The organism is Neochlamydia sp. EPS4, assembly GCF_000813665.1.
GTDB lineage: Bacteria > Chlamydiota > Chlamydiia > Chlamydiales > Parachlamydiaceae > Neochlamydia.
Genome location: NZ_JSDQ01000052.1, coordinates 35,933 through 61,264 on the forward strand (window position 1 = coordinate 35,933; position 25,332 = coordinate 61,264).

The 25,332-nt window shown below is 38.2% G+C and carries 14 protein-coding genes; 9 read left to right on the forward strand and 5 right to left on the reverse strand.

The genetic code is table 11. The features are described from left to right. Positions 1 to 16: 16 nt before the first annotated feature. Positions 17 to 613, reverse strand: coding sequence for a recombination mediator RecR (gene recR / locus DB42_RS05500; protein ID WP_044882083.1), 597 nt, complete (start codon positions 611 to 613; stop codon positions 17 to 19). A gap of 373 nt (positions 614 to 986) precedes the next feature. Between recR and DB42_RS05505 the strand changes: the two genes are divergently transcribed. The 5 genes from DB42_RS05505 to DB42_RS05525 all read left to right on the forward strand — a co-directional run bounded on the left by DB42_RS05505 (position 987) and on the right by DB42_RS05525 (position 13,672). Further along, the gene (locus tag DB42_RS05505) at positions 987 to 2,003 is read left to right on the forward strand and encodes a beta-ketoacyl-ACP synthase III (protein WP_044882084.1); all 1,017 of its coding nucleotides are present in this window, start codon (positions 987 to 989) and stop codon (positions 2,001 to 2,003) included. Positions 2,004 to 2,025: 22 nt separating this feature from the next. Beyond that, entirely contained in the window at positions 2,026 to 2,967 is a 942-nt protein-coding gene (gene fabD, locus DB42_RS05510) for an ACP S-malonyltransferase (RefSeq protein WP_044882085.1), read from the forward strand. Between the two features lie 11 nt (positions 2,968 to 2,978). Next, a complete protein-coding gene (fabG, locus tag DB42_RS05515) occupies positions 2,979 to 3,719 on the forward strand; it encodes a 3-oxoacyl-ACP reductase FabG (RefSeq protein WP_044882086.1) in 741 nt (246 codons plus the stop codon). Between the two features lie 76 nt (positions 3,720 to 3,795). Beyond that, positions 3,796 to 4,041, forward strand: a complete 246-nt coding sequence (acpP, locus tag DB42_RS05520) for an acyl carrier protein (RefSeq protein ID WP_039385299.1) — start codon at positions 3,796 to 3,798, stop codon at positions 4,039 to 4,041. A gap of 1,231 nt (positions 4,042 to 5,272) precedes the next feature. Next, a complete protein-coding gene (locus tag DB42_RS05525) occupies positions 5,273 to 13,672 on the forward strand; it encodes a tetratricopeptide repeat protein (RefSeq protein ID WP_044882087.1) in 8,400 nt (2,799 codons plus the stop codon). 313 nt (positions 13,673 to 13,985) lie between these two features. On the opposite strand, the gene DB42_RS05530 is transcribed toward DB42_RS05525, so the two are convergent. After that, positions 13,986 to 15,380, reverse strand: coding sequence for a sodium/proline symporter (locus DB42_RS05530; protein WP_238579001.1), 1,395 nt, complete (start codon positions 15,378 to 15,380; stop codon positions 13,986 to 13,988). A 327-nt stretch (positions 15,381 to 15,707) separates the two neighbouring features. Beyond that, positions 15,708 to 17,963: an amino acid permease gene (locus DB42_RS05540; protein ID WP_044882090.1), complete on the reverse strand. Its 2,256-nt coding sequence runs from the start codon at positions 17,961 to 17,963 to the stop codon at positions 15,708 to 15,710. Between the two features lie 359 nt (positions 17,964 to 18,322). On the opposite strand from DB42_RS05540, the gene DB42_RS05545 reads away from it, so the two are divergent. Continuing rightward, the gene (locus DB42_RS05545) at positions 18,323 to 20,266 is read left to right on the forward strand and encodes a protein kinase (protein ID WP_162180759.1); all 1,944 of its coding nucleotides are present in this window, start codon (positions 18,323 to 18,325) and stop codon (positions 20,264 to 20,266) included. 30 nt (positions 20,267 to 20,296) lie between these two features. Beyond that, positions 20,297 to 21,085 (forward strand): hypothetical protein, encoded by a 789-nt coding sequence (locus DB42_RS05550; protein ID WP_044882092.1) that lies wholly within the window; start codon positions 20,297 to 20,299, stop codon positions 21,083 to 21,085. Positions 21,086 to 21,202: 117 nt separating this feature from the next. Here the strand turns inward: DB42_RS05550 and DB42_RS05555 are convergent, their stop codons facing one another. Next, entirely contained in the window at positions 21,203 to 21,469 is a 267-nt protein-coding gene (locus tag DB42_RS05555; RefSeq protein ID WP_044882093.1) for a hypothetical protein, read from the reverse strand. 272 nt (positions 21,470 to 21,741) lie between these two features. Between DB42_RS05555 and trxB the strand changes: the two genes are divergently transcribed. Then, positions 21,742 to 22,695 (forward strand): thioredoxin-disulfide reductase, encoded by a 954-nt coding sequence (gene trxB / locus DB42_RS05560; protein WP_044882094.1) that lies wholly within the window; start codon positions 21,742 to 21,744, stop codon positions 22,693 to 22,695. Beyond that, positions 22,695 to 23,555 carry a hypothetical protein gene (locus tag DB42_RS05565; RefSeq protein WP_044882095.1) on the forward strand — a complete coding sequence of 287 codons (861 nt, stop codon included), beginning with the start codon at positions 22,695 to 22,697 and terminating at the stop codon, positions 23,553 to 23,555. Before trxB ends, DB42_RS05565 begins: the two co-directional genes overlap by 1 nt. A 199-nt stretch (positions 23,556 to 23,754) precedes the next feature. Here DB42_RS05565 and DB42_RS05570 read toward each other — a convergent pair whose 3' ends face one another. Beyond that, positions 23,755 to 25,308 carry a leucine-rich repeat domain-containing protein gene (locus DB42_RS05570; RefSeq protein WP_052436009.1) on the reverse strand — a complete coding sequence of 518 codons (1,554 nt, stop codon included), beginning with the start codon at positions 25,306 to 25,308 and terminating at the stop codon, positions 23,755 to 23,757. Positions 25,309 to 25,332 lie beyond the last annotated feature (24 nt).

A 25,332-nucleotide genomic window follows, 5' to 3' on the forward strand; every position in this document is an offset into this window, starting at 1 on the left:
GAGAGGGGACTGAGGATTAAAATTTGCTTCTTCCGGAGAAAGCTCGTGCTAATGTACCTCCATCTACATAATCGAGGGGGCTTCCCATAGGAAGTCCAAAAGCTAAACGAGAGATAGCAACTCCCAAGGGAGCTAATTCTTGCTTTAAATAAAGAGAGGTAGCATCTCCTTCAAGAGTAGAATCTAAGGCAATGACAATCTCTTCTATTTTTAGCAAAGCAATACGTGTTTTTAATGCGGCAATAGTCAGTTTATCGGGACCTATGCCTTCTAAAGGAGACAATAAGCCTCCTAATACGTGATAAAGGCCTTTATATTCGCCTGTTGTTTCAATGGAAAAAGCTTCTCTTGCACACGAAATAATGCAAATAACCTTAGATTGCTGGCGTTGCTCTGTACAAAAAGGGCAAGCATATTCGCCTTTTAAGCAGCCACATTCCTCACACTGCGGCAATTTTTCATGAATATCTTTTAGGGTGCTAGCCATTTCATCTAAATATTCTTGTGGCCATCCTAGCATATGGAAAGCGTAACGCTCGGCACTTTTAGAACCTACTCCCGGTAGCCTTTTCAAGACATTTATAACTTTTAATAAATGAGGAGGATAATGCATAGTTTTGCCATAATTTTAAGAAAAAGCATAGCATAAAAGGTTATTTTATTTAAAACCTAAAGAGTGGGAGAAAAACTTCATCTTGTAATCGCTACTGGTGCTGTTTTTTTAGTTATTATTTTTAAATTTATGTTTTTTAGCGAGCCCTTGTATTTTCCTTAAAAAAGCAGTTTTTTCAATCGTCTTGTCTGCTTAACTTTAAGTTTTTCTACGCTTAACCCATAAATATATATCCCTATAATTTTATCTCTCTCTTTTCACTGAATTATCTATATTATCCATGTAGATAGCTTGGGGCTCTAAAGGGAGCGCTTCTTTTTAATAAGCATTTTTGATACAGTTTTGCTTTTTAATAAATAAGGGGGGCAGACAAATGCCAATTCAACCTAAAGCGCGTATCGTAGGAATGGGCTCTTTTTTACCTGAACGTATTTTAACCAATCAACATCTAGAAGAGATGGTTGAAACAACCGATGACTGGATTGTCTCGCGTACAGGAATAAAAGAACGTCGAATTGCCGGCACTCACGAGCCTCCTTCTTTAATGGGGTTTTATGCGGCCCAAAAAGCATTGCAGGAAAGTAGCGTGTCAGCTGCAGATATAGACATGGTTTTAGTGGCCACAATGACACCCGATTACATCACACCAAGTACAGCTGCTATTATTCAGGCCAAGCTAGGGGCGTCATCTGCTGCGGCCTTAGATATACAAGCCGCTTGCACAGGTTTTTTGTATGGATTGTCGATTGCTAAGGCTTACATTGAAGCAGGCATCTATCGCAATATTCTTTTAATTGCTTCAGAAAAGCTCTCTACTATTATCAATTACAAAGATAGAAATACCTGTGTTCTGTTTGGCGATGGAGCGGCAGCGGCTGTGATCTCTAATCAAGGAAAGGGATTTTCCCTCGACGCATTTTGCTTAGGTTCAGATGGAGAAGTTGCCGAACTTTTAATGATTCCTGCGGGTGGCGCGCGTCAGCCTTCAAGCATCGAAACCGTAACCCAAGAGTTACATTTTTTGAAAATGGAAGGAAAGGAAGTTTTCAAGCATGCCGTACGAAGAATGGGGGCTGCAGCAAAAGAATGTTTAGTTAAAGCCGGTATAACCGAAGGAGAGATTGATTGGTTAGTACCCCATCAAGCTAATATACGGATTATTGAAGCATTAGCTAAAAGTTTTAATCTACCAAGTGAACGCGTTTATAAAACCTTGCATAAATATGGCAATACCTCGGCATCTAGCGTGGCCATAGCCTTGGAAGAGCTCAAGAGCGAAAACCAAATTTTACTAGGTGAAAAGCTGCTATTGGTAGGTTTTGGAGCCGGGCTTACTTGGGCAGCCGCTATTATAACCCAAATAGATGATTTATCCTCTTCATTCGACTGATAAGGTATAAGGACGCAAAGATATGTCGCATTCTAAAAAAATTGCTTTTTTATTTCCTGGCCAGGGAGTCCAATATCTTGGGATGGCAAAAGATATTTATGAAAATTTCTCCATCGCTAGGCAAACTTTTCAAGAGGCCGATGAGGTGTTACATCGCCATTTATCTAAAATAATATTAGAAGGTCCTGAGGAAGAACTGCTTGAAACAAAAAATAGCCAGGCGGGCATTTATGTTGTCTCTATGGCGCTTCTAAGGATTATTAAAGATTTATATCCTAACATACAGCCAGATGTGTGTGCTGGCTTAAGCTTAGGTGAATATTCAGCATTGACAGCTTCTAAGAAACTAGATTTTGCCTCCTGCCTCTCTATTATTCAATATAGAGGCCATTATATGAATGAAGCCTGTGAGGCTCATCCAGGGGGTATGGCAGTTGTTTTAGGTCTTACAGCTCACGAAGTAGAGGAAGCTGTGCAAGCAGTGAATTTGCCTCATGATTTATGGATTGCTAATTTTAATTGCCCCGGCCAGATAGTGATTTCGGGAACTCGAAAAGGAATTGATAGCGCTGCATCAGCGCTTAAAGATAAAGGTGCCAAACGTGTCTTGCCTTTAAATGTATATGGAGCTTTTCACAGTGGTCTTATGAAGACAGCTGAAGAACGTCTTGCTGAACATATCCATCATGCTTCTATCCAAGATAGCCCGATAGGTTTGATCATGAATGTTCCTGGTAAAAAGGTAGAAAATACTCTCGATATTAAAAGTCATTTAATTAGGCAGGTGACTTCTCCTGTTCGCTGGGAGCAAAGCATCCGCCACCTGGGGGAAGAGGGAGTCGAGCTATTTATTGAAATAGGGTGTGGAAAGACACTAGCAGGTTTTAATAAACGTATTCTTCCCCACATAAATACCATTTCTGTAGAAAAATTAACGGAACTTGATCAGCTCGCTAAAATATAGGAAAACTCTAGATGCATCATCTTTTAAACAATCAGGTGGCTATCGTTACAGGAGGAACTGCTGGCATTGGCAAAGCAATTGCTCATGAATTTGCTCGTCAAGGAGCAATGGTGGCAATCTTCGGAACAAATGAGAAAAGAGGCCAAGAAGTAGTACAGGAAATTGGAGCAGAAAAAGCCTCTTTTTATCCAGTCAATGTAGCTAAAACCCTAGAGGTAGAGGCGGCTATAAAACAGGTACAGCAAAATTATGGCAAAGTGGATATTTTGGTCAATAATGCCGGGATTACGCGCGATCAGCTAATGTTGAAAATGACTGAAGAAGATTGGGATACAGTCATGGAAGTTAACTTAAAATCCTGCTACAATACTTGTAAGGCCCTTACCCGTCATATGCTTAAAGCCCGCCAAGGGGTGATTATAAATATTAGCTCAGTGATCGGCCTGATTGGTAATAGTGGGCAAGCGAATTATGCGGCTTCAAAAGCTGCTATTATAGGTTTTACAAAAGCTCTTGCTAAAGAATTTGCCTCCCGTAATATTCGCATTAATTGCATAGCTCCTGGCTTTATTGACACGCAGATGACGAAAGACATGACAGAACAGCAGCGCCAGGCCATACTCTCTTCCATTCCTATGGAAAGGATGGGCGCGCCTGAAGATATTGCCAATGCAGCCGTTTTCCTAGCCAGCTCGATGGCCCAATATATGACTGGGCAAGTATTAGTAGTAGATGGAGGAATGGTGATGTAACCCTAATTACATCATTGAATGTAATTGGTAAAAATGATATCTTATTTTTTTTTAAGAAATCTATTAATTAAAAGGAATGTGTATGTCATCAACAGAACAAGAAGTCATCGACATCATTGTAGAACAGCTGGGTGTAGATAGAGATGATGTAACTCCTTCTAAAAAGCTTGTCGAAGATCTAAATGCAGATTCTCTGGATTTAACAGAGCTCAATATGACTTTTGAAGAGCGTTTAGGAAGAGAAATCCCCCAAGAAGAAGCTGAAAAGTTTAAAACTGTAGGCGATATCATCCAATATTTCGATCGTATCACCAAAGAATAGAACATTTATATAGGGCTCTAGGCAAGCCAGAGCCCTACATCTCAAAGTTTTAAGATAGGCATTTATCTAATAGATAAATGCATTTAAAGCTTATAATATTTTTTCAAATTTGGAATTTCTTCCCTTCCTTTATCTTGCTAAAATATAAGTTAAAAGGCCATCCTCAACGGGAAATCTTTTGATGCTTTTATGCAGGAAGTTGCTTCGTTTCCTTATCCAATTTTCATTCAATTTTACACGTTAAGATGTGTTACAAAAAGAAACTGCAAGTCATTCTATTGCTTTGCATCATTTTTCGTTGAACAGTATGCTATAAAAAATTATTTTAATGGTTGGCAATGGCTAACGATTTTAGCGGTACGAGGAGGAAATCTTGCATAACTTAATTTGGAGCCTTTGACAGATACTGTTACGCTATAAAAAGTTCCGTCTGTATTTTAAGAAGGCAAATTAAGCCTTCCTTACCTACCTCTTTTATTCCAAGTGATATTTTTTTAAGCATATGATAACTTAGAAAACTGCTTAAAAGCGTATTCTCAATATTATTTTGTATCCGCTACAGGCTCAGGTAACTCACCTATATAAAATTTAAATTTTTTATATGCTTAGTTTCTTCATGCCCTTTAGTTTAAAAGGGCCTATCGAGAATTTAAATAGGCTCTATATAGAAATCGTTCGATGTTTTTCTTTATCTCGAGCAATCTTAACCTTTTCAAAAATATATAATACGCTTCAAAAAAACTAAGCCTGCATACCCCACACCCTGAAAGTCTTCTCTCTACTTAACGAGAGGGGTTTTATAAAGTACGGGATTGCATAAGAAGTAGCTCAAAAGCGTATAATCTTATTTTTTATTAATTGAATGAAAACTTGTTCTCTGATTATCTTCCAAAAATGCTGTATCCATTATATCACTTTTTATAAAGCTTCGTTACGAAAGATATGGCCACTTTTTTGAGGCTTGAAGAATGGTTTGCCTCTTTCAAGCTTAAAAGCCTGAGCCTTAGATTGAAAAATTGACAAAATAGATAGAAAAAGAGGCAAGTGTCACTGCTTGCTTTGAGAGCTAAAAAAATAAAGAAGTAGCTTTTAAGCAAGGTTTTTAGTATGAAAAGTAAAACATTGTTTTTTATCTTTCTTTTAAGAGGACGACTCTAAAAAGATAAAAAAAATCGCCCACAGCGTTACAAACCCACTGAAGTGCACCCAAAGCTAAAATAAGGATAAGCAAATGAGTTTAGAGAGTTCACCTATTAGCTCTTATGGATTTACTAAATTTAAGGAAATAGAAAAAAGAAAACAGCCTTATTTGAAACTAGGTCCCTATTCAGAGATTAGTTTAGAAATCTTCAAAAAATTAGGGCAGCAAGATTTATGCAGAGCACAATCAGTTTGTAAAGAGTGGAAATCGTTAATCGAAAAAAGTGATGAATGGAAAAAACTTCGTTCAAAAAAACCAAGAAATATTTCATTAGAAGAAAATCCGCAAGCTAATCATCAAGGTAGTTCTTTAAATTCTTCTCATAGTCAAGGAGAAGAACACGAAGTAAATAGGCTCTTTAAATCTTTGACACTCTTATCAAAAGAAAACCAGCAAGCCAATCATCCAGTTAGTTCTTTAAATTTTTCTCCTAGTCAATGGGATCAACATCAAATAGCTAAATCCTTATGGTTCCATTCTTCCACTATCATTAACGAATCAATGATAGCAAAAGTAAATAAGGCATCTAATTATTTAAGCAAGGAAGGATTTGAATTAAGAGGTGTTCCAAGTGACGGCGACTGCTTTTTTAGCTCATTTTTAAGAAGCTATGCCTGTCTTTCTAGGAAGATCCCTTTGCTAGACGATCAAGAAAACAAAATCTCGTATTTAAGGCAAGTACTCGCAGGCATTATTAAACATACAGACAGCCAAAGAGCACTAGAAATAATAGAAAAAGGAAGTTGGGTAAGCGGCTTGGGTGAAGGAGATCTGTTAGCTTCGGCTTTATCTATTCCTATAAGGCTAGTAACGGTTAATGAAGAAGGGCTGATTTGCGGTATTCATGATACGTTAATTTTTTCACAAGCAGGTTTAGTTGAGGATAATAGATCCCAAGAATGGGAAACTATTCCTCAAGAAGAAAGGCCTCAAGAATATATCTTTATTGTTGATCTGGGTGGTCATTTTGTTTATGCTCAAAAGCTTTTAAAGCTAGATAAAATCATTTCTTCAAAGTTAAAAACTTCTCCAAGTGCTGCTTTAGGAAAAGATAATTCTTCTTATCCCAATAAAAAAGCTAGAACAATGGATAAAATAGGGGAAAATAAGAGATCTTTATCAAACAAGCTAAAGTCAAAAACGCCACCATCCTTTCTGTCAGGAGAAGACGATTCTTTTCACCCACATAAAACAGCTAAAATAGCAATTATAATAGGAGAAACTGAACAATTGGCAATAAAAGTATACCAAGGTGATGGGACGGCTAAAAAAGAAATATTTGATCCCTCCAGACCTTTAGCTACTCTGCCCTTAAAAATTTTCCAAAAAATTTTTCTTTCTTTTAGCGGTTTGCAGCAGGATGAATTAAGGCAAATTCTTGACGTAAGAAGCTGCGCTCAAAAGTTCAGACAACGCATGCCAAGTAACACTAAACTTTTAACAAAGTATCAACCTCAGAAAATGCCACTTTATCTGGACAAACTTGCAGATTGGTTAGGAGAGGCGATCTCTCCAATTAACCAGAGTAGCAATGTATTAATAAATGCTAGGCTAGAGGATGCTGAAGAGGCCTATACCCAAGCTTTAAAATATGCTGTCCAAAAGAAAGACCTTATCCAAGAAAGCTTTTGCATAGAAAAATTAGGTGATATTTATTTAAGAAAAGGAACGCCAGAAACGCTTTTGCAAGCTGCGGGGCTCTACAATTATGCTTTACATATGTCTACTCAAAAGCAGCAAAAAATTCTTAACGATAAGCTTTTCAAAGTTCAAAATTTGCTTGTTAGAGCATGCAATGGCAGCCCCTTAAGTTTGGCGGTTATGAAGAAGCAATTTATTACCAATCGCCAAGCATTGAAAAAGTTTAGAGAGAAAATAGAAGATAAAATTCAGGCTCTCGGCTTAGATCCTTCTCCTGAAGAAGTAAGAGAGTTGTATGGTGAGATTGCACAACAGATAAAAATTTTCTTTGAGCGTTTGGCAAAGCAGGCCATTGAAACATTAGGGTCACCTCCTTGTGAGTATGCAATGATAGGATTTGGCTCGTTAGCTAGAGAAGAAATGACGCCATATTCAGATTTAGAATTTGGCATTCTTATGCAAGAAGATACTCCAGACAACAGAGAGTATTTTAAGCGTTTGACTACTTTAATTCACTTAAAGGTCATCAATTTAGGAGAAACCATTCTGCCTGCTTTAAATATTCCCTGCTTAAAAGCCATAGATTTTTTTGATGACAAAACGCCACGTGGCTTTGCCTTCGATGGCGAAGGAGCGAAAGGAAAAGGGTGTAAAACCCCTTTTGGTAATCGCCAGACTTTTGAGCTTATCCAAACTCCTGAAAAGATGGCTCAATATGTCGCTCAAGATGAAAATGGTAAATGGTGGCATCAGAAAGAGCCTCATCTTCCTATGGAACTTTTGACTTTCACTCACCTCCTAGGTAATCATGAGTTAACTAAACACTACAGTGAAAACGTTCAAGAAAAACTTAATACGCCTTACAAAAAAAGCCTTAATCTCCGTCAATACTTGGCTAAAGTTCATTTAGTCAAAGAGGATATGATATCTTTTGACCCAGGAATGGGCCATTTAGAAAGGCACGGTATGCTTTTTAAAGTGAAAAATGATTTGTACCGGTTTCCCCATCTAGCCGTGGATCGACTAGCTCTTCTCAAAAAAATAGAAGGTTCCAATTCTTTCAGTAGGATCGGTCAACTAAAGGAGCAAGGAGTTTTAACAGAAGGTGCGTCTACAAAGCTAAACGAGTGGATAAGTATAGCGTTATTCATGCGCCTTAAAACTTACTCTCATTATCAAGCGCAAAAAGAGATGATGAATCCTCTGCTTGAACCTTTTGGGTTTGATGAACCTGAACTTATCCGAAAGCAGTTTGCTTTAAATGAGGGAGCATTAGAAAAAGTAAAAAAAATTTATAGCTTTTTTATTCCATTTTACCAGGCTATCCACGCTTTTTTATCTGGAGATGAAAGTATACTTACTTCTTCCACTTTGGATGATGATTCGCCACAGATTCAAGGAGATATATCTTTAAGGCTTTTTCAACATGAAGAGGCAATAAGATGGTACTTATTAGCAACAGAAAACGATCCAGAAAATTCTAATCTATTAAATACTTTAGGGATGGCCTGCCGTGATCAAAAGAATTTAAAGCAAGCGAAAAATTATATTGCTAAAGCACTTAAAATCGATCATAGACAGTTTGTTGAAACATCCCTCAACATGGCAAGAAGTTTCAATAATTTGGGTTTGATTTACCAAGACCGAGGGAAGTCGAAGAAGGCAATTGATTGTGCTGAAAAAGCTATCAAAATTTACGAGGTGCTTTCTCACAAAGATTTAAAAGTGGCGGCCAGCTATAGCCATTTAGGATTGATATATATAGAACAAGGTGATTTAGGACATGAGAGTATATTTGCTTCTTCCACTTTGGATGATGATTCGCCACAGATTCAAGGAGATATATCTTTAAGGCTTTTTCAACATGAAGAGGCAATAAGAGGGTACTTATTAGCAACAGAAAACGATCCAGAAAATTCTTATCTATTAAATGCTTTAGGGATGGCCTACCGTGATCAAGAGTATTTAAAGCAAGCAAAGAATTATATTGCTAAAGCACTTAAAATCGATCATAGACAGTTTGTTGAAACATCCCTCCACATGGCAAGAAGTTTCAATAACCTCTGTTTAATTTACCGAGAGCGAGGCAAGTTAAAGAAGGCAATTGATTGTGCTGAAAAAGCTATCAAAATTTACGAGGTGCTTTCTCACAAAGATTTAGAAGTGGCGGCCAGCTATAGCCATCTAGGATTGATATATGTGGCGGCCAGCTATAGCCATTTAGGATTGATATATATAGAACAAGATAATTTAGAAATAGCACTTCCTTATTTTGATCAGGCTCACAAGATTATTACTGATCGTTATGGTAAGAATCATGTAAGTGCGGCCGCATTTTACAACAATCTAGGATGTGTCTTCCAAAATGCAGGAAATTTAGGACAGGCAATTGAATATACTAGGAAGGCGCTTAAAATCAATATTCAGCACTTTGGCAAGCATCATGCAAATGTATCAATAAATTATCTTTGCTTAGCAACCATTTACTTCGATTACGGAAATTTAGGAATGGCGGTTCAGTATATTAATAAAGCTTTTGCAATAGATGTTAAGTTGTTTGGGGAGAATCACCCAAGGATGGCAGGCGTTTACCGCGTCCTAGGCTTGATTTACATAGCTTGCGAAGAAGTAGAAGAAGCAATTAAATGGATTGAGAAAGCACTCGAGATTGATTCTAAGCAATTTGGAGAATATCATCCAGCAGTAGCAAGACATCTTAACATCTTAGGGCGCCTTTATCAAAATTTATGGGAATGGGATAAAGAAAAGTCATTAGAATATATAAGTCGAGCTCTCAAAATTAGACATAAGCTTTTTGGAGAGAATCATTCAAGTACGGCAGCTTGTTACAGTAGCCTTGGGATTCTTTATAGCCGACTAAATAATAAAGAAGAGGCAGTTCAGTACATGAATCGAGCAATTGAAATTTATCATAAGCTTTTTGGAGAAAATCACATCTTGGTAAAACAAGGCTATGAAAATTTGTCTCTGATCAACAGGTATAGTCTTGGAAATCCAGAGGAGGCAGCTGAGTGTAGTAATAAAGCTCGAGCCATTGGTACTGAGCTTTTTAATCATGCCGAGGTAATAAAAAAATACGTAAACCGGTACTTCATTCATCTAAACCACGGAAATTTAAAGGAGGCAGATGAGTGTATCAACAAAGCTCTCGACATTGACCCTAAGCTTTTTGGTGGGGATCATTTTAAGAGGGCAGCATATTATACTCAACTCAGCCAAATCTATTTAAATCAAGGCGATTTTGAAAAGGCGGCTGGGTATGACAAGAAATCTCTCACCATTAATCTTAAACTTTTAGGTGAGACTCAGCGCAATATAGCAAATGTTTATAAAAAGCTGAGCCGAACCTATGTAGATCAAGGTGATCTAGAAAGTGCGGCTGAGTATACCAAGAAAGCATATGCTATTGCCTTAGAGCTTGCAGGTGAAAATCATCTCAGCGAAGCGAAGGAGTACGTCAAGCTGAGCCAAGACTATTTAAAACAAGAGAATTTAGAAAGGGCGACTGATTATGTTAAGAAAGCGCTTGCTATTAACCTTAACTTTTTAGATGAAAATTATTTTGATGTTGCAATACTTTACAATAAGCTAAGCCAAATCTATTTAAATCAAGGTGATTTAGAAAGGGCAGTTGAGTATATCAAGAAAGTGCTTGATATTAACCTTGAATTTTTAGAGGAAAATCATCCAAATATTGCGAGCCTTTACGAAAACCTGAGCCAAGCCTATTTAGAACAAAGAAAATTGCAAAAGGCAGCTAAGCATGCCAAAAAAGCGCTTACCGCTGAGCGTAAACTTAATGGAAATAATTCTATTAGGGTCACATCTTATCGCGAAAGCCATGAGTCGATTTGCCAAGAGCATAACAAGTTAAAGAAGGCAGCTAAGAATATTAAGGAATCACTTACAATTAAACTTAAGTGTTTTAATGGAAAGCATCCTGAGGTGGCAAAAGATTACCATGAATTAGGAACCCTCTACCGGAAACTAGGTAAGCCCAATAAGGCAACCAAGTATGCCGAGAAAGCTCTTGCCATTAACCCTAGCATTTTGGATGAAAATCATCGTTCTGTTACAACAGGCTGCCACATCCAACGAATGATCTACCGAAATTATGGCGAACTAGTGCAGGCGGCCGAGGGTAGTGAGAAAACTCTTGCCATGCACCTTAAGTTTTTGGATGAAATTTATCGCAATTTAGCAAGAGATTACGACAGCTTGGGAATAATCTACCAACAACAGGGCAATTTAAATCTGGAAGCTGAGTATGTTGAGAAAGCTCTTGCCATAAGACGTAAAATTTCGGGTGTAGATCCTACGACTGTAGCAATATATCATACCCGATTAAGCCAAATATATTTAAACCAAAAAAAATTCGAAAAGTCGGCCGAGTATGCCGAGAAAGCTCTCACCATTGAGGTAAAGCTTTTAGGCGAATATCCTGACGTTGTAGGAATATGCTACAGTAATCTGAGACAATTTTATAAAGAACAGCGTAATACAGATATGGCGGCTAAATATGCTAAAAAAGCTCTTGCTATTAAGCCCAAGTCACTAGGCGAAAATTTTCTTTCTGGAGCGGTATGGTACAGCAAGCTGGGACAAATCTACCATGAACAAGAAAATTTAGGCAAGGCGGCTAAATACTTTAAGAAAGCGCTTGCTATTAACATAGAGCGTTTTGGTGAGAACAATCACACTGTTTTTGAGAATTATAAAAATTTAGTGCAAATCTATGAAAAGCAAGGCGAGTTGAAGAAAGCAGCTTGGCATTGCAAGAAAGCGCTTGCCATTATCCTCGAAATTTTTGATGAAAATCATCTTAATTTAGCAGCAATTTATGCCAACTTGGGCCAGATCTATTTAAGCCAAAGAAAACTTAAAAAGGCTGCTGAATATGCCGAGGAAGCTCTTGCCATTAATCTTAAATTTTTTGGTGAAGATCATCCAGCAGTTGCACAATCTTATAGCTATCTAGGAGAGATTTCTAGAAAAAATAAAGATTTAAATAAAGCCGTTAAGTATATCAAGAAAGCGCTTAAAATTAATCGTAAATATTTTGGCGAAAATCATCCCCAGATTGCAGAATGTTATAACGATCTGGCGAAAATTTACAAAAAAACAGACTTAAAGAAAGCTCTTAAGTATGCCAAGAAAGCCCTCGAAATGGCCCAAGGAATTTATGGTGAAAATCATCCAAAGGTGGCAAGATTTTATAATGATTTAGGATATATATACCTACGAAAAGAAGATTTAGAAAAAGCCATTCAGCATACGAAAAAAGCCCTTGATATCAATATTCAATTTTTTGGAAAAAACCATCTATATGTGGGCAGGGATTACAATAGCCTGGGAAACATTTACTTTGAAAAGGGTAATTTAGAGGAGGCCATAGAATATGCCAATAAAGCGCTTGAAATCTGTCGTGGAATTACAGGAAAAAGCCATCCAATGATGATAATAACGTATTACAATCTGGGTACTATCTACGAAAAAGTTAATGATTTAGAAATGGCGATAGAGTGTGTTGATAAAGCACTCAAAATTGCAGAAGAGATTCTCGGTAAAAATAATTCATATATGGTAAGATTTTACCAAACGTTGGGGAGCATCTACGAAGCTAAAGGAGACTCAGATAAAGCTGTTGAGTATAGTATGAAAGCGATTGATATTGGTCGTAAGCATTTTGGGGAAAATCATTTAAAAGTAGCAGTATGCTACAGTAGCTTAGGAATCATCTATCAAAAGTATGGCAATTTAGAAGGGGCGGCTGAATGCTTTAAGAAAAATCTTGATATTAACTTAAAGCTTTTGGGTGAAGATCATTCTCATGTAGTAGAAGCTTACAATAACCTGGAAACAATCCACTTTAAACAAGGCAATTGGGAACATGCGGCTGATTACATACAAAAGGCGCTCCCCCTTGAACTTAAGCGTTTAAGTGAGGATCATCCTCATGTGGCAAAGATTTACAATAAGCTGGGGACAATCCACTATAAACAAGGCAATTGGGAACAGGCAGCCGAGTATGTCAACAAAGCTCTTGCTATTAACCTTAAGCTTTCTGAGAAAGATCATTTTGCAATTGCAATGAATTATAATAATCTAAGACGAATCTATCAAGCGCATGGCAAAACAGGCAAGGCTTTTGAATTTGTCAATAAGTTTCTTGCCATTGATTTTAAGCTTTTTGATGAAAGTCATTCAGATGTCGCAGGGCTTTATAATGACCGAAGCCAAATCTATTTAGAACAAGGTGATTTAAAAACAGCTGCTGAGTATGCCGAGAAAGCGCTGGCTATTAACCTTAAGCTTTTGGACGAATATCACCCTGCGATGGCAAATGATTATAACAAGCTAGAACAAATTTACCATGATCAAGGAAAGTTAGAAAAAGCGGCTGAGTATAGCAAGAAAGTGCTTGTCATTAGACTTAAGCTTTACGTTAAAAATCATCCTCTCGTGCTCCAAGATTACGTTTGGCTTGGAATGATCTACCACAAGCAAGGCGATTTAGCGAAGGCAGTTGAGCATTGGAAGGAAGCACTGACAATTGCACGTAAGCTTTATGGTAAAAATCATCTCACCGTGGCAGCTTGCTACTATATCTTGGGATTAATTTACCAAGAACAAGGCAACCCCAAGAAGGCAGCTGAATGTACTGATAAAGTTCGAGCCATTAACCTTAAGCTTTCAAGTGAAAGTTCTTCTACTGAGGCAATAGAGGATTGCAATTTAAATACCTCTAATGAAAATACGGAAATCTAAAGCAGGAAAGCATGTGCATGTTTTAAGAGATGAAAAGCTAGTGAATCCATCATAAGAAAAACATTTATTTTAAAAACTAAAGCTTGGTTTAACATTTGCACTGGTAAATATAAAAGAAAATGAATAGGAGAGCGGCGAAGGCTTCCACTTTAGCCGCTTAATTGAAGGGAAGCACGACTCGTGTAGCAGTCAGCACAGCAAGGATTGCCCGAATGCCAAAGCAGCTACTCGTCCGAAAAGGCACCTATTGACAGCTAACTCACGCTTGCCTGGCTGATGGAATCGTTAAGAGATTTTTGCCAAACCTTTCTGCTTACGACTCCTTGCTGTTACACTCAATGGTAATTTTTCCTGTCCATTTGGATACCAGATAAATGCTGATTAAGCTGACCGCAAAGGCAGGAATTTCTGCTGGAACGTTATGTCCTAATAGCTGCTTGCTATAAGCTTCCCAGGTGCCTGCAATCATTCCTCCAGTAAGTATGCCTGCTATAGCCCCATATTTATTTACTGATTGAGAATAAAGAGACATGAGCATTAAAGGACCAAATGAGCATCCTAAGCCGGCCCAAGCGTACCTTACGGCTTCTAAAACGGTTGTACTTTTGTTATACGCTAAAATTAATGAGGACAGAGCGGTAAAGACTAAACCTAGGCGTGAAATTAAAAGTAGCTTCTGGGGAGAAGCTTCTTTCTTAAAAATACCTTTGTAAAAATCCTCGCTGATGATGGAAGCACAAACTAGAAGTTGGGAATCCATGGTGGACATATTGGCGGCGAGGATAGCACATAAGATGAAGCCGGTGATAAGAGGATGAAAGAGAAAGGGGACCATATCAATAAAGACTAGCTGAGGATCACGAAGCTGACCATCAAAAAAAGGTAGACCTATAAGTCCTACGGCTGTTGCTCCTAGCAAGGTAAGAATTAACCAAGACATCCCTACATATTTGGATTTATGCATCTCTTCCACATTTTTAATTCCCATAAACTTGGTCACAATGTGAGGTTGCCCGAAATAACCTAATCCCCAGGTGGCCATAAATATAGCCTCGAGGATGGAAGAGGAGGAGAGATCTTTAAAGAAAAAGAGGGAGGCATTTTGGCTTTTAGCCGCTTCTGTAATAGATTGCCATCCATTTGGTAGATGCATGAAAGCATAAGCAGGAACAAAGATAATCATGGCCATAAGAAAAAGAGACTGAAATAGATCTGTCCATGCTACGGTAACAAATCCACCTATCAAGGTATAAATGACGACGACAAGCATGGCAACAGATAAGCCTACATAGTAGTTAATGCCAAAGACTGATTCAAATAACAGTCCCATGGCTATTAATCCAGCTGCTATATAGGAAGCTAGGAAAAAAAGAGCGATGGCAGCTGTTAAGAATCTTATTGTGCCTGACGTATCATTAAAGCGGCGTTCGAAAAAGGTAGAGAGAGTATGAGCATTATATTTCTCGGTAGCTTTTCTTAAACGTGTAGCAATAAATTGCCAATTAACAAACATTCCACCAATTAATCCCCATGCAATCCAGATCTTAGGTAAGCCGCTACTAAAGACGGCAGCCGGAAATGCCATAAAAAGCCAGGCGCTCATATCGCTGGCATGGGCAGAAAGGGCTGTTAGCCAAAAGTTAAGTGAGCGATTGCCTATAATAAAATCTGCTGCGGATGTTTGCTTTTTATGAAAGTATAGTCCCATGCAAAGTAGCATAAAAAAGTAGGCGAAAAAGGATATAACTAGAAAATAATGCATGCGTTCTACTGTAGGTTTTATAATAATCGATTCAGTTTTTAATATAGGCAAAAAGAAAGCATTAAGCCTTTATCTTAAAGAGAGCCTTTTTAAGATAAGGGAAGAAAAAAGGAGATTTTTAAAGATAATTTTTCTTTTTGCCTATTTGAAAGGAGGGCATTATAAAAAAAGAAATAGCATTAGTCAATAAGAGATCTAGCCTTTAAGAAGCACTTCTTAAAATGCTTGAAAAAATGCTAAATTTTTAAAGGCTTATTCTCTAGTTTTTCTTCTTTATTTTAAAATATTATCAAGGGGTGTGCTTTTTGAGCTTAGCACTAAGGCGGTGGGAGGAAGATTGGTAGAAAACAAAGTTATTTCATTTAAATAAGTAGTGTAGTCTTCCATCGACTCATTAATTTTTGGTGCGCGCATGCTTATAAAAACGATACCGGCATTTTTGGAAAATTCTTCTACTAAGGGATAAAAGCAAGCTCTACTTTCATCGGAGACTAAAATTTCCACATCTAAAGGAAGTCTTTTGCTTACGCCAATTTGCTTAAACTTTTCCATTTCTTGTTTACGAAGAGTTTCGTTATCTACAATTCCTTTTAAGCAAATTCTTGTCTTTTTCCATAGAGGGCTTGTTTGTAACATATAGGAGAGAATCAACATGAGCTCAGAATTTTCTATATTTTTTTCATCCCACCAGATGTGAATATCTCCTGTTAATTTTCGATCTTGTAAAGGAAGTAAATCTTTCGATCTATTTTCATTTAAGATCACCACATTGAAATGCTTGAGGTAAGCTTCCTTCATGACTTGCGCAAATTCTTGCGACTCGTTGTCGGCAACTCCCCCAAAGACAAGCGTATTAGGTTGAAGGGGGCCAAGGCCATAGCTTTTGATCATTTGCGTCATACCTGCCGTAATTTTATGCGTATGCATGATATGAACAAGGGCTTGAATGTTTTGTTTTTGGAGATCTTTTGCAATCGTTCTTTTTAATTCTTGTTTTTCTTTTTCATTATCAAGTTCTTGAGGAACAAAAGAGGCCATGGTCAAAAAGCCTTTACTCTGGCTAATGGCTTGAGTGAACTCAAGCAAGTTGTTAGAATAGCCTTCTGTGTTCTTAGAAAAAACAAGAAAATGAGGCCGCCAAGATTTAGCTACGCTTTTGCTGTAGGCCAATTGATAAATGGCAAAGCGTGAAAAGAACACAAGGATGCCATAGCGCATATCATCCCAGGCACCACTCAAAGCGCGGCGCTTGGCGATTAAATAGAATAAGATGATGAGCGCTACTGCCATAATAGCAGCTCCGGCATCAATCATTAACATTGTTAAGACACAAAGGAGGGCTCCCAACATGGATATACTCCAGTGGATGCGAAAGCGGGGGCGCCAGCTTGGATTGGCCATTAAAGTTTCAAAGCCTGCGGAAAAGTTTAAAACGCCATAGCAGATCAGGCAGATCATGGCAAGAAGTGGAGCGAGTACGTTAACACTTCCAAAATAGACGCCACAAAAGGAAATACAAAAAGTTGTTAAGGTGGCTATGCGAGGTTGCTTATCTTTTCCAAAAGTGCGTGCAAATATTCGAGGAACTACTCCATCTTCTGCTAGTGCTTGTAGCATTCTTGGAGCCCCTAAAAGGCCTCCTAGAGCACTTGATATAGTCGCTCCCCATATGCCTAAAATAATTAGAGAAGGAATTCTTGCTATATTCTGCATGATCAAGGGATCAGCAGACAATAGTTCGAGGGAAACATTTTTAACTAAAAAGACAGGAATAAGCATATAGATAGCGTAAGCTACAAGCAAAGCACTTAAAGTACCTAAGGGCAGAGAACGTTCTGGCTTACGTAGATCTCCCGACAAAGAAACTGTGGCTTCTACGCCTGTCATGGCTGGAAAAAAGATAGCAAAAATAGTCCAAAAACCTAGGGATGTGGCAGGCTCCGGAGTAAAAGTTTCAGGACTTGGAGAAATAAACTCTCCGCCTCCCATGAAGAGAGAGATTAAAGAGGCTATCAAGCTTACAAAAATGAAGACTTGTATCTTAAGTGCTCCACTTAAAGAAAAATAGGCTAAAGCCGTAAGGACGATGAGCGTCCCTATGCTAATAGAGACTATCGGCCATTGAGGGATTAAATCGTGTAACGACTCTGCAAATCCAATCACACAAAAAGCAATCGATAGCGACTGTTTTACATAGAGAGGAAGTCCGATGGCAGCTCCTATCTCTATTCCTAGAGAACGAGAGAGTATATAATAAACACCACCTTTTCCTATTTCAATATTAGTGGCTATGGCGGTCATAGAAAGGGTAGTCACAAAAGCGATAAAAGCTGCTGAAGTGACAATCATTAGAGTGGTAGATAACCCTACTTGGCCTACAATCCAGCCTAGTCTTAAGAAAATGATCACACCAAAAAGCATGAGTATACTAGGAACGAATACTCCGATAAAAGTACCAAAGCCTTTCTCTTTTTCTTCAACCTTTTCTCGGGAGAATAGAGTTTCACGAACAGTAGATAAGAAAGTCATTATTGTTCCATTTTAGTGGTAAATTCTTAAATAAATGTAAATTTGATTGTCACTATCTAGGGCAGCGATCGCTGGACTTTTAATAGTTTTTTGAGATTACAGGTCGGTTAGACTCTCTGATTAAATAGCAATGTTGATTTTATGTCAATTTGATATTTATTAATTTATTTAAAATTTTTCTTTTTCTACCTAGAAAACATTTGGAATTGCTTTTTCTTAAATAATTTAAGTTTTTTTTATTATTTTGTTTCTTGTAGATGTATGTTAATTAATAATTTATTAACAATTAGTGGATATAATTTAATTATAGAGGAAAGAGCTTTGCTTTTACTCGAGAGAACAGGAAAAAAACTATGAGTATGATTAGCCCCTCATCTAGTTATGTTGCAGAAGTTCGAAGAGTATCCTTTGCTGAGCAAAAATTGGAGAAGGTCTCCCGGCAAATTGGCAACCACATAAAAGATAACACACTTGAGCGGTCCCAATGGCTCAAAGCTGTTAAACATCCCACTTCAGAGGTAAGAGCGGCGCGTATAGAAAAGATATCTATTCCTTCCCAAGTTCCAAGTGAAAAATTTATCCACTCTATTAAAGCTCATTTAGAAAGAGTTAAAAATAAGGTTACTCATTCTATAAAGATAAAACAGAGAAACACCCCAGAGGTTTTTTACCCGCCATCTTCGCCTTTGTCCGCGCAAAAATTAAAGCCTATGACTTCTGCTAAAAATCCTTTAATAGCTATTAGGGAAGAGCTTGAGCAATTAGATAACCTTAAAGAACAGCTTTTAAGCTTAAATCTTGGTGGGCAAAATCTTAAATTAGTAGGAAGGGTTTCTAAAAAGAACGATGAGTTAAAGCTTTTGTATGCTCAATGCAAGCAATTAGAGTCGCAAGAAATTAGCGATAAGAGTGGGGCAGGGAACAAAAAGCTAGGAGGTATTTATTTAAAGATTTTTCGAAAACGTAACGATATTATCGTTCTAATGCAACCTTTAAAAATCTCCGCTTGGGCCATAAAATATTTCGATGGAGAAATTAATGAATATAAAGAGGTAGGGCTTGGTAAAGCCAAACGTGTATGGATTACAAATTCTTTAGATCCATCCCCCCATGCTTTCTTTACTCCTGTAGGAAGTGAAAATGGTTTTACGCTCAAAAGTTATTTCAAGAAAGCTGAGATAGCTGAAGAAGTTAAAACTGCCAAAGACATAAAAAATAGCCTTTTTAGGGCTACTCTACGACCATTAGTAGCTCAAAGTTTTGCTTCGCAGGACGCAGCTAAAATTGTGGAAGGTGTACTAAAAAAATACAATAATCTGGCTGCATTTAGCGAGGTTTTATCTAATCAATTAGAGATAAAGAAATATTTTATCGAAGAAATAAAAATGTCTATGGAGCAAGCAACTATCTTGCTAGATAAATTATCACTTGAGCAATGGGATAATCTAGGAGCTAATCTTGCTGTTGAAATGGAAGAAGTAGCAGATTCTAAGCGTATCAATGGGGCTTATACAGTAAAAACCTTTAAAGCTACCCGTGATTTAGAAAAGGAAATCCGTACAGTTAGAGATTCTTTAGATCAGATAATAGAAGCCCCTACCTCGGATCAGTTTCAAGATGACTTTAAAAATAGAGCTTTGCTAGCTAGAGGATTTTTGAAAGGAGTGAAAGATCTACATGCGGCGGGTTATGTGCATGGCGACTTAAAGCCAGAAAATATCCTAGTCTATACTCAGCCCAAAGAAGAGGGGATGGTTAAAGAAGTCAAACTGTCTGATTTTGGTAAAACCCAAAAGATAAAAGATAACGAAGAAAAAATACATACGGGCAATCAGCGTTTTGCCGCGGTAGAAGGAAAAATAAGCAAGAAAGCTGAGGTTTATAGCTCTGCCTTAGTTTTAATACGCATGCTTGAAGAAGGGCTTTTGCAAAATGATTTAATGATCCATCCACCCACCACAAGAAAATCTTCTGGTCATTCATCTTTAAATTTGCGCGGTGTTGAAAGATTTCTTGTCGAAAACGCTGCCTGTCCTCAAGTCAAAGCTGTAGGTTTAAAAGCTAAAATAAAGCTTTTAGGACGCCTGCTTAGGAAACCTTCAGAAAGCGTATCTGCTGCAGCACAAAATGAGGTCCATGGCTATATCGATGCTCTGATTGTAAAAATGAAAGAAAAAGAGCTGGCGGATGAGAAAAAGCTCACTGCTCTTGGAGATCTTTTGAAGAGTATGACCCTTACTAACACTCAAGATCGTCTTACAATGGAACAAGTTCTCACAAGATATGAGAGCCTTGAGATCTAAGCTTATTAATGACCTCAAAAGGAGAGTAAAATGTCTTCTATCAATGAAGGTAGTAAAATTAAGCTCACAGAGAAAATTAATGAGCTAGCCAGCCTAGAATCTATTTCTCCACCGCGCGGCGGAACCGAAATTGAATCTGCGCTTAAATTATTCGAACAGGCTGTTAAAACTAACCCACCCATTCCTCTAAATTTAAAAGCACTGGTAACGATTTTAAGTAAAGAGATAAGTAGTTATGGTAAGCAAGCAAAAGATATAGGGGTAGTTACAGGAGGGAGCTCAGCATGGAACGCCTACCAACTTATCAAGCTTTTAATGGAAATTAAAAAAAACAATTATTTTGAAAACAGGCAACTGATTAGTTTGGCACCCGCCAATGTAGTTAGCCAAGAATTGAAAGATGATATCGACGACCAGCTCTCTAAAGCCTACCTGAAAGCAGCAGTGCTTTCTCTTAGAATCTTGAAAGCAAGTACTCTGTTAATCTCACATCCACTTATAAAGAATGGTGCTCAAAGCACTATGGACGCTGGAACACATCTGCTTTCTATTTACAGTGAAGCAAAAATTGAAAAACCTCTATTACGTCGTAATCCTTCAATTTCCACATGGAAAGATACTGCGGATAAAACGTTAAAGATTTCTTTATCATGTATTAGTTTGGTCGGTAGCCTATATGCACTCGCAGCTTCTTGTGAATGGGTAGAAGATCAGGATCCCACCTACGAACTGGTTAAAAAAGCTTCACTAGTGAGCGTCGCTACATCGATTGTTTATTCTGTGTGTCAACAAGTAGGATTGATGGCTAAAAGAGACTAACACCCTCGAGTAAACATACGGATAAAAAAAGGATTGTCTAAACATATGGAAAAAATTTTCTTTTATCGGTGGGTTTCCCAACTGCTAGTTATTCTTATATAATTAAGAAAAAAGATCTTATTCTAAAAATCCTTTTATATCATTTAAAAAAGAAAGAGTAGAGGGAAAATCAAGGGATTTACCTTCAGAATCCAAGGAAGGACAAAGAGCTAAATAAGCAACAAGAGTTAATATACCTGTAGCGCCAACAAATTTGGCTACTTTCAGTGCGGTGCTTTTGCTCTCTGGACTTAAATAAATTAAAGAAGTTTTTGAGTTTTGCATCTGCAAGACTTGTTCTCTTTCAGGTTGATTAGATTCTTGAATTTGGCTAATAAAACCCATAGTTGCTCCTTCTTTAAGAATGCTTTATAAGAAATGAATAATTTAATTTTATAATGTTTATATCCTAAATTAATTGCTGATTATTTGGCAATCGAGCCTTACTACTTTCCTTTTGCCTCTAAGGCTTTTTCTTCTCTAGCTCTCCTGCTTGATTTTTAAATAAAAACTAATGGGCTAGAAATAAGACCTAAAAGGTAGATTTTTCCTTTATCCTTTATTTTCTATACAGTATGATTTTCGTCTATTTACCTATTATTTCCAGGATTATCCCTATGAAAAAAGCAAAATTAGTGATCATTGGATCCGGACCGGCAGGCTATACAGCAGCTATTTATGCAGCACGTGCTAACTTAGAACCTATACTTTATGAAGGCTTTTTTTCAGGACCTTCCGGGGGTCAGCTGATGACCACGACGGAGGTAGAAAATTTTCCTGGCTTTCCTGAGGGGATAACTGGACCTGCGTTGATGGAAGCCTTTCGTAAGCAAGCCTTGCGTTTTGGTACACATATTTTAAGGGACGACGTGGAATCTGTTGATTTTAGTAAGGCACCTTTAATTATTAATGGAAAGGAGCATGCTTACTATGCAGATGCGGTTATCCTAGCTACAGGAGCAACGGCTAATCGTTTAGACATCCCAGGGACAAGAGACGGAGAGTTTTGGCAAAAAGGGGTGACAGCTTGCGCGGTCTGTGATGGTGCGATGCCTATCTTTCGAGATAAAAAACTTTACGTGATTGGAGGGGGGGACTCCGCTGTCGAAGAAGCTACTTTCTTAACAAAATTTGCCAGTAAAGTTTACCTCGTTCACCGACGTGATAAGCTTAGAGCTTCCAAAATTATGCAAGAACGAGCTTTAAATCATCCAAAAATTGAAATCCTATGGGATAGTGAAATTGTAGAGGTTACGGGAGAAAATGTAGTGCAAAGCGTCACGCTCAAAAATCTAAAAACCCTTGAGCTTACGACCCAGGAAGCAGGGGGAGTTTTTTTTGCTGTAGGTCACACGCCTAATACAAAATTTTTGCAAGGGCAAATTAAATTACATGACAATGGATATATTGCAGTTAAACCTGGAACTACTCAAACAAGTCATGAGCTTGTCTTTGCGGCAGGCGATGCGCAAGATCATGTTTACAGGCAAGCCATTACTGCTGCCGGGACCGGCTGCATGGCAGCTATCGAAGCTGAGCGCGAGCTTTCTGCCAGGGGTTTGGGCGTTTAATGAAAAATTGCCTCGCTTATTTATTGCTTGTCTTGCCTAGTCTGCTCCCAGGGGTTGAGTTTAAGCCCTGGTATCCCAACCCTTTACAAGTCCATGGAGAGCTTGCCTATCATTTTCAATCCTACGTTTCTGTAGATGCTGCAAGTGGACATTATTCATCCAAGGATCAATTGATTAACGGTAGCCTGCTAGTGGCTTATGATCCTTATTGCCTTCAGCTAGAAACTGCGTTTGCTGATACAAAAAAACATCCCTTTAACTGCACTCATATCGCATTAACCGCCCGTTATCTTTTTCTGGATGATAACCTTGGTGATCCTGTTAGCCTATCTATGGGATTTAGTGTTAGGAAAGCTTGGAAAAAAGCGGTAAAGGATATGAGTCTTTTTTACCATGGGAGAAATGAGGCGTTTTTACATGCTGCCATCGGTAAGCAAAATATTGAAGGTTTTGCTTGGTATTCCAGATGGTGGGGAGTAGTAGGAATAGGAACTGCCGATGGTTGGACGCCTTGGGTGGTAGCAAATGCCGCCTATGAATGGAATCGATCCTATCTTCATCGAGTATGTGTATATATTAACAGCTTATGGGGTTTAGGCAAGCAAAAATTAACAGTCGGGAGCTTTGGCGGTTATGGCCGTATCGATCATCGTTCTATTGATTTAGGGTTACGCTATTGTTATGAATTTGCTTACTCTGGCTTGTTGAGCATTGACTATGCACGTCGAGTATATGCTCATAATTTTCCTAAGGATGTTAATTTGTTGACGATTTCCTATATTTATCCTTTTGGGCCTGAAGGTTCCGCCTATGCTTTAAAAGCTTATTCGTTACTTACAGATAAAGCTCCTTCTTTCTAAACTTTTAGCTTGCCAAGCTGAGTTCCCTAGTTGTGCATTAAGTCAAACTTTTTCTTTTTATGGGAAATCAAAACTTTTAGCAGAATGAGCCCTCTCTGCTTCGGATGCTATTAGAAAATTTTCTATATCCTCAATATCAACTCAGCATATCAATTTATTTCTTTAGTATGTTAGGCGGTAAAGATACAAGCTTTTTTAGTTATAGCCTAAAGCGTCGCTTTATTTCATCTGGAATACTTTGCAGCGGATTCTCATTCACCTGAAGCTTTTTTAAAGCAGTTAGCCCCTTCATTTCTATAGGGAGGGAGGTGATTTGGTTGTTATTTAAGTCAAGATCTTGCAGTTTTGATAATCGCCCTATCTCTGCCGGAAGGGTAGTAAGCTGGTTATTCTTTAAGTAAAGCTTTTTCAACTGAGAGAGCTGCCCTATCTCTGTCGGAAGGGTAGTAAGCTGGTTATTCTTTAAGTAAAGCTTTTTCAGCTGAGAAAGCTGCCATATCTCTGCAGGAAGGTTAGTAAACTGGTTGCTTTTTAAGTCGAGCTCTTGCAGTTGCAATAGCTGCCCTATTCCTACAGGAAGGGAAGTGAGCTGGTTATCACATAAATCAAGCTCTTGCAGTCCAGAAAGGCACCCTATCTCTGCCGGAAGGACTGTAAGATGGTTGTTTTGTAGCCAAAGAGCTTTCAGATTAGATAGCTGCCCTATTTCTGCAGGAAGGGCGGTGAGATGGTTGCTTTTTAAGTCGAGCTCCTGCAGTTGCAATAGCTGCCCTATCCCTACCGGAAGGGTAGCGAGCTGGTTCTTGGGTAATCGAAGCAATTGCAGCTGAGACAGTAGTCTTATCTCCGCGGGAAGGAAGGTAAGCTGGTTGTGATCTAGGTCAAGTGCTTTCAGCTGAGAGAGTTGCCCTATCTCTACTGGAAGGGAGGTAAGCTGGTTGTAATTTAAGCTAAGGTTTTGCAGTTGAGGTAGTTGCCATATCTCTGCCGGAAGGGTAGTAAGCTGGTTGTTGCTTAAGTCAACTCTTTTCAGTTGGGATAGCTGCCCTATCTCTGAAGGAAGAGTGCTAAGGTGATTATCGGTTAAGTCAAGTGTTTGCAGTTGCAATAGCTGTCCTATTTCTGCAGGAAGGGATGTAAGCTGGTTGTTGTTTAAGTGAAGAGCTTGCAGTTGTGATAGCTGCCCTATCTCCGGAGGTAAAAAGGTCAAGCCGATTCCTCTTAAGTCTAAGCTCGTCATATCTTTGCCATAACTTTCAATCCAACTTTTAAAAAGTTCTCCTTTTTTTGCTAAAGGCAAGTACTTGATTTCTCCTTGATCTAAGAATTCCTTTCCTCCACGGATTTCTTTCCACATTAACAGGCGATTAATATTCACCAGATAAGTGGAATAATTAGTCAGAGTAAAATATCTTTTTTCCTCGGTTATCCATTTAAATTCTAATTCTGAAGGTGAAAGCGAGCGGGCTAAAGTAAAGATTTGCCTAAAGATTGCATTTACCTTTGCTGTTCTAGAAAGCTCTTCTTCTAGATTATAGATCCTATCTAAAGTAAGAGCCTGCTCGTTAACATCTCCTTGAGGAACATGCACCTTACCTATTTGCTTATAAAGAGAAGGCATGACTTCATTAGCTAAAAGATGGTACCATCTTACACACACGCTAGATAGGGAAGGGCTAGCGCAGGACTTTAAAATAGGAACTAGTATTTCATTAGGTAAATGTTCAATGCAGATAGAAGAGCTAGGATTCATTATAGGGTCTCTTTAAGTGTCAGG

Excerpts from the sequence above, each read along its gene's own strand:
- recR (WP_044882083.1), bottom strand. The coding sequence starts at position 613 with ATGCATTATCCTCCTCATTTATTAAAAGTTATAAATGTCTTGAAAAGG.
- DB42_RS05505 (WP_044882084.1), top strand. The coding sequence starts at position 987 with ATGCCAATTCAACCTAAAGCGCGTATCGTAGGAATGGGCTCTTTTTTA.
- fabD (WP_044882085.1), top strand. The coding sequence starts at position 2,026 with ATGTCGCATTCTAAAAAAATTGCTTTTTTATTTCCTGGCCAGGGAGTC.
- fabG (WP_044882086.1), top strand. The coding sequence starts at position 2,979 with ATGCATCATCTTTTAAACAATCAGGTGGCTATCGTTACAGGAGGAACT.
- acpP (WP_039385299.1), top strand. The coding sequence starts at position 3,796 with ATGTGTATGTCATCAACAGAACAAGAAGTCATCGACATCATTGTAGAA.
- DB42_RS05525 (WP_044882087.1), top strand. The coding sequence starts at position 5,273 with ATGAGTTTAGAGAGTTCACCTATTAGCTCTTATGGATTTACTAAATTT.
- DB42_RS05530 (WP_238579001.1), bottom strand. The coding sequence starts at position 15,380 with ATGGGACTATACTTTCATAAAAAGCAAACATCCGCAGCAGATTTTATT.
- DB42_RS05540 (WP_044882090.1), bottom strand. The coding sequence starts at position 17,963 with ATGACTTTCTTATCTACTGTTCGTGAAACTCTATTCTCCCGAGAAAAG.
- DB42_RS05545 (WP_162180759.1), top strand. The coding sequence starts at position 18,323 with ATGATTAGCCCCTCATCTAGTTATGTTGCAGAAGTTCGAAGAGTATCC.
- DB42_RS05550 (WP_044882092.1), top strand. The coding sequence starts at position 20,297 with ATGTCTTCTATCAATGAAGGTAGTAAAATTAAGCTCACAGAGAAAATT.
- DB42_RS05555 (WP_044882093.1), bottom strand. The coding sequence starts at position 21,469 with ATGGGTTTTATTAGCCAAATTCAAGAATCTAATCAACCTGAAAGAGAA.
- trxB (WP_044882094.1), top strand. The coding sequence starts at position 21,742 with ATGAAAAAAGCAAAATTAGTGATCATTGGATCCGGACCGGCAGGCTAT.
- DB42_RS05565 (WP_044882095.1), top strand. The coding sequence starts at position 22,695 with ATGAAAAATTGCCTCGCTTATTTATTGCTTGTCTTGCCTAGTCTGCTC.
- DB42_RS05570 (WP_052436009.1), bottom strand. The coding sequence starts at position 25,308 with ATGAATCCTAGCTCTTCTATCTGCATTGAACATTTACCTAATGAAATA.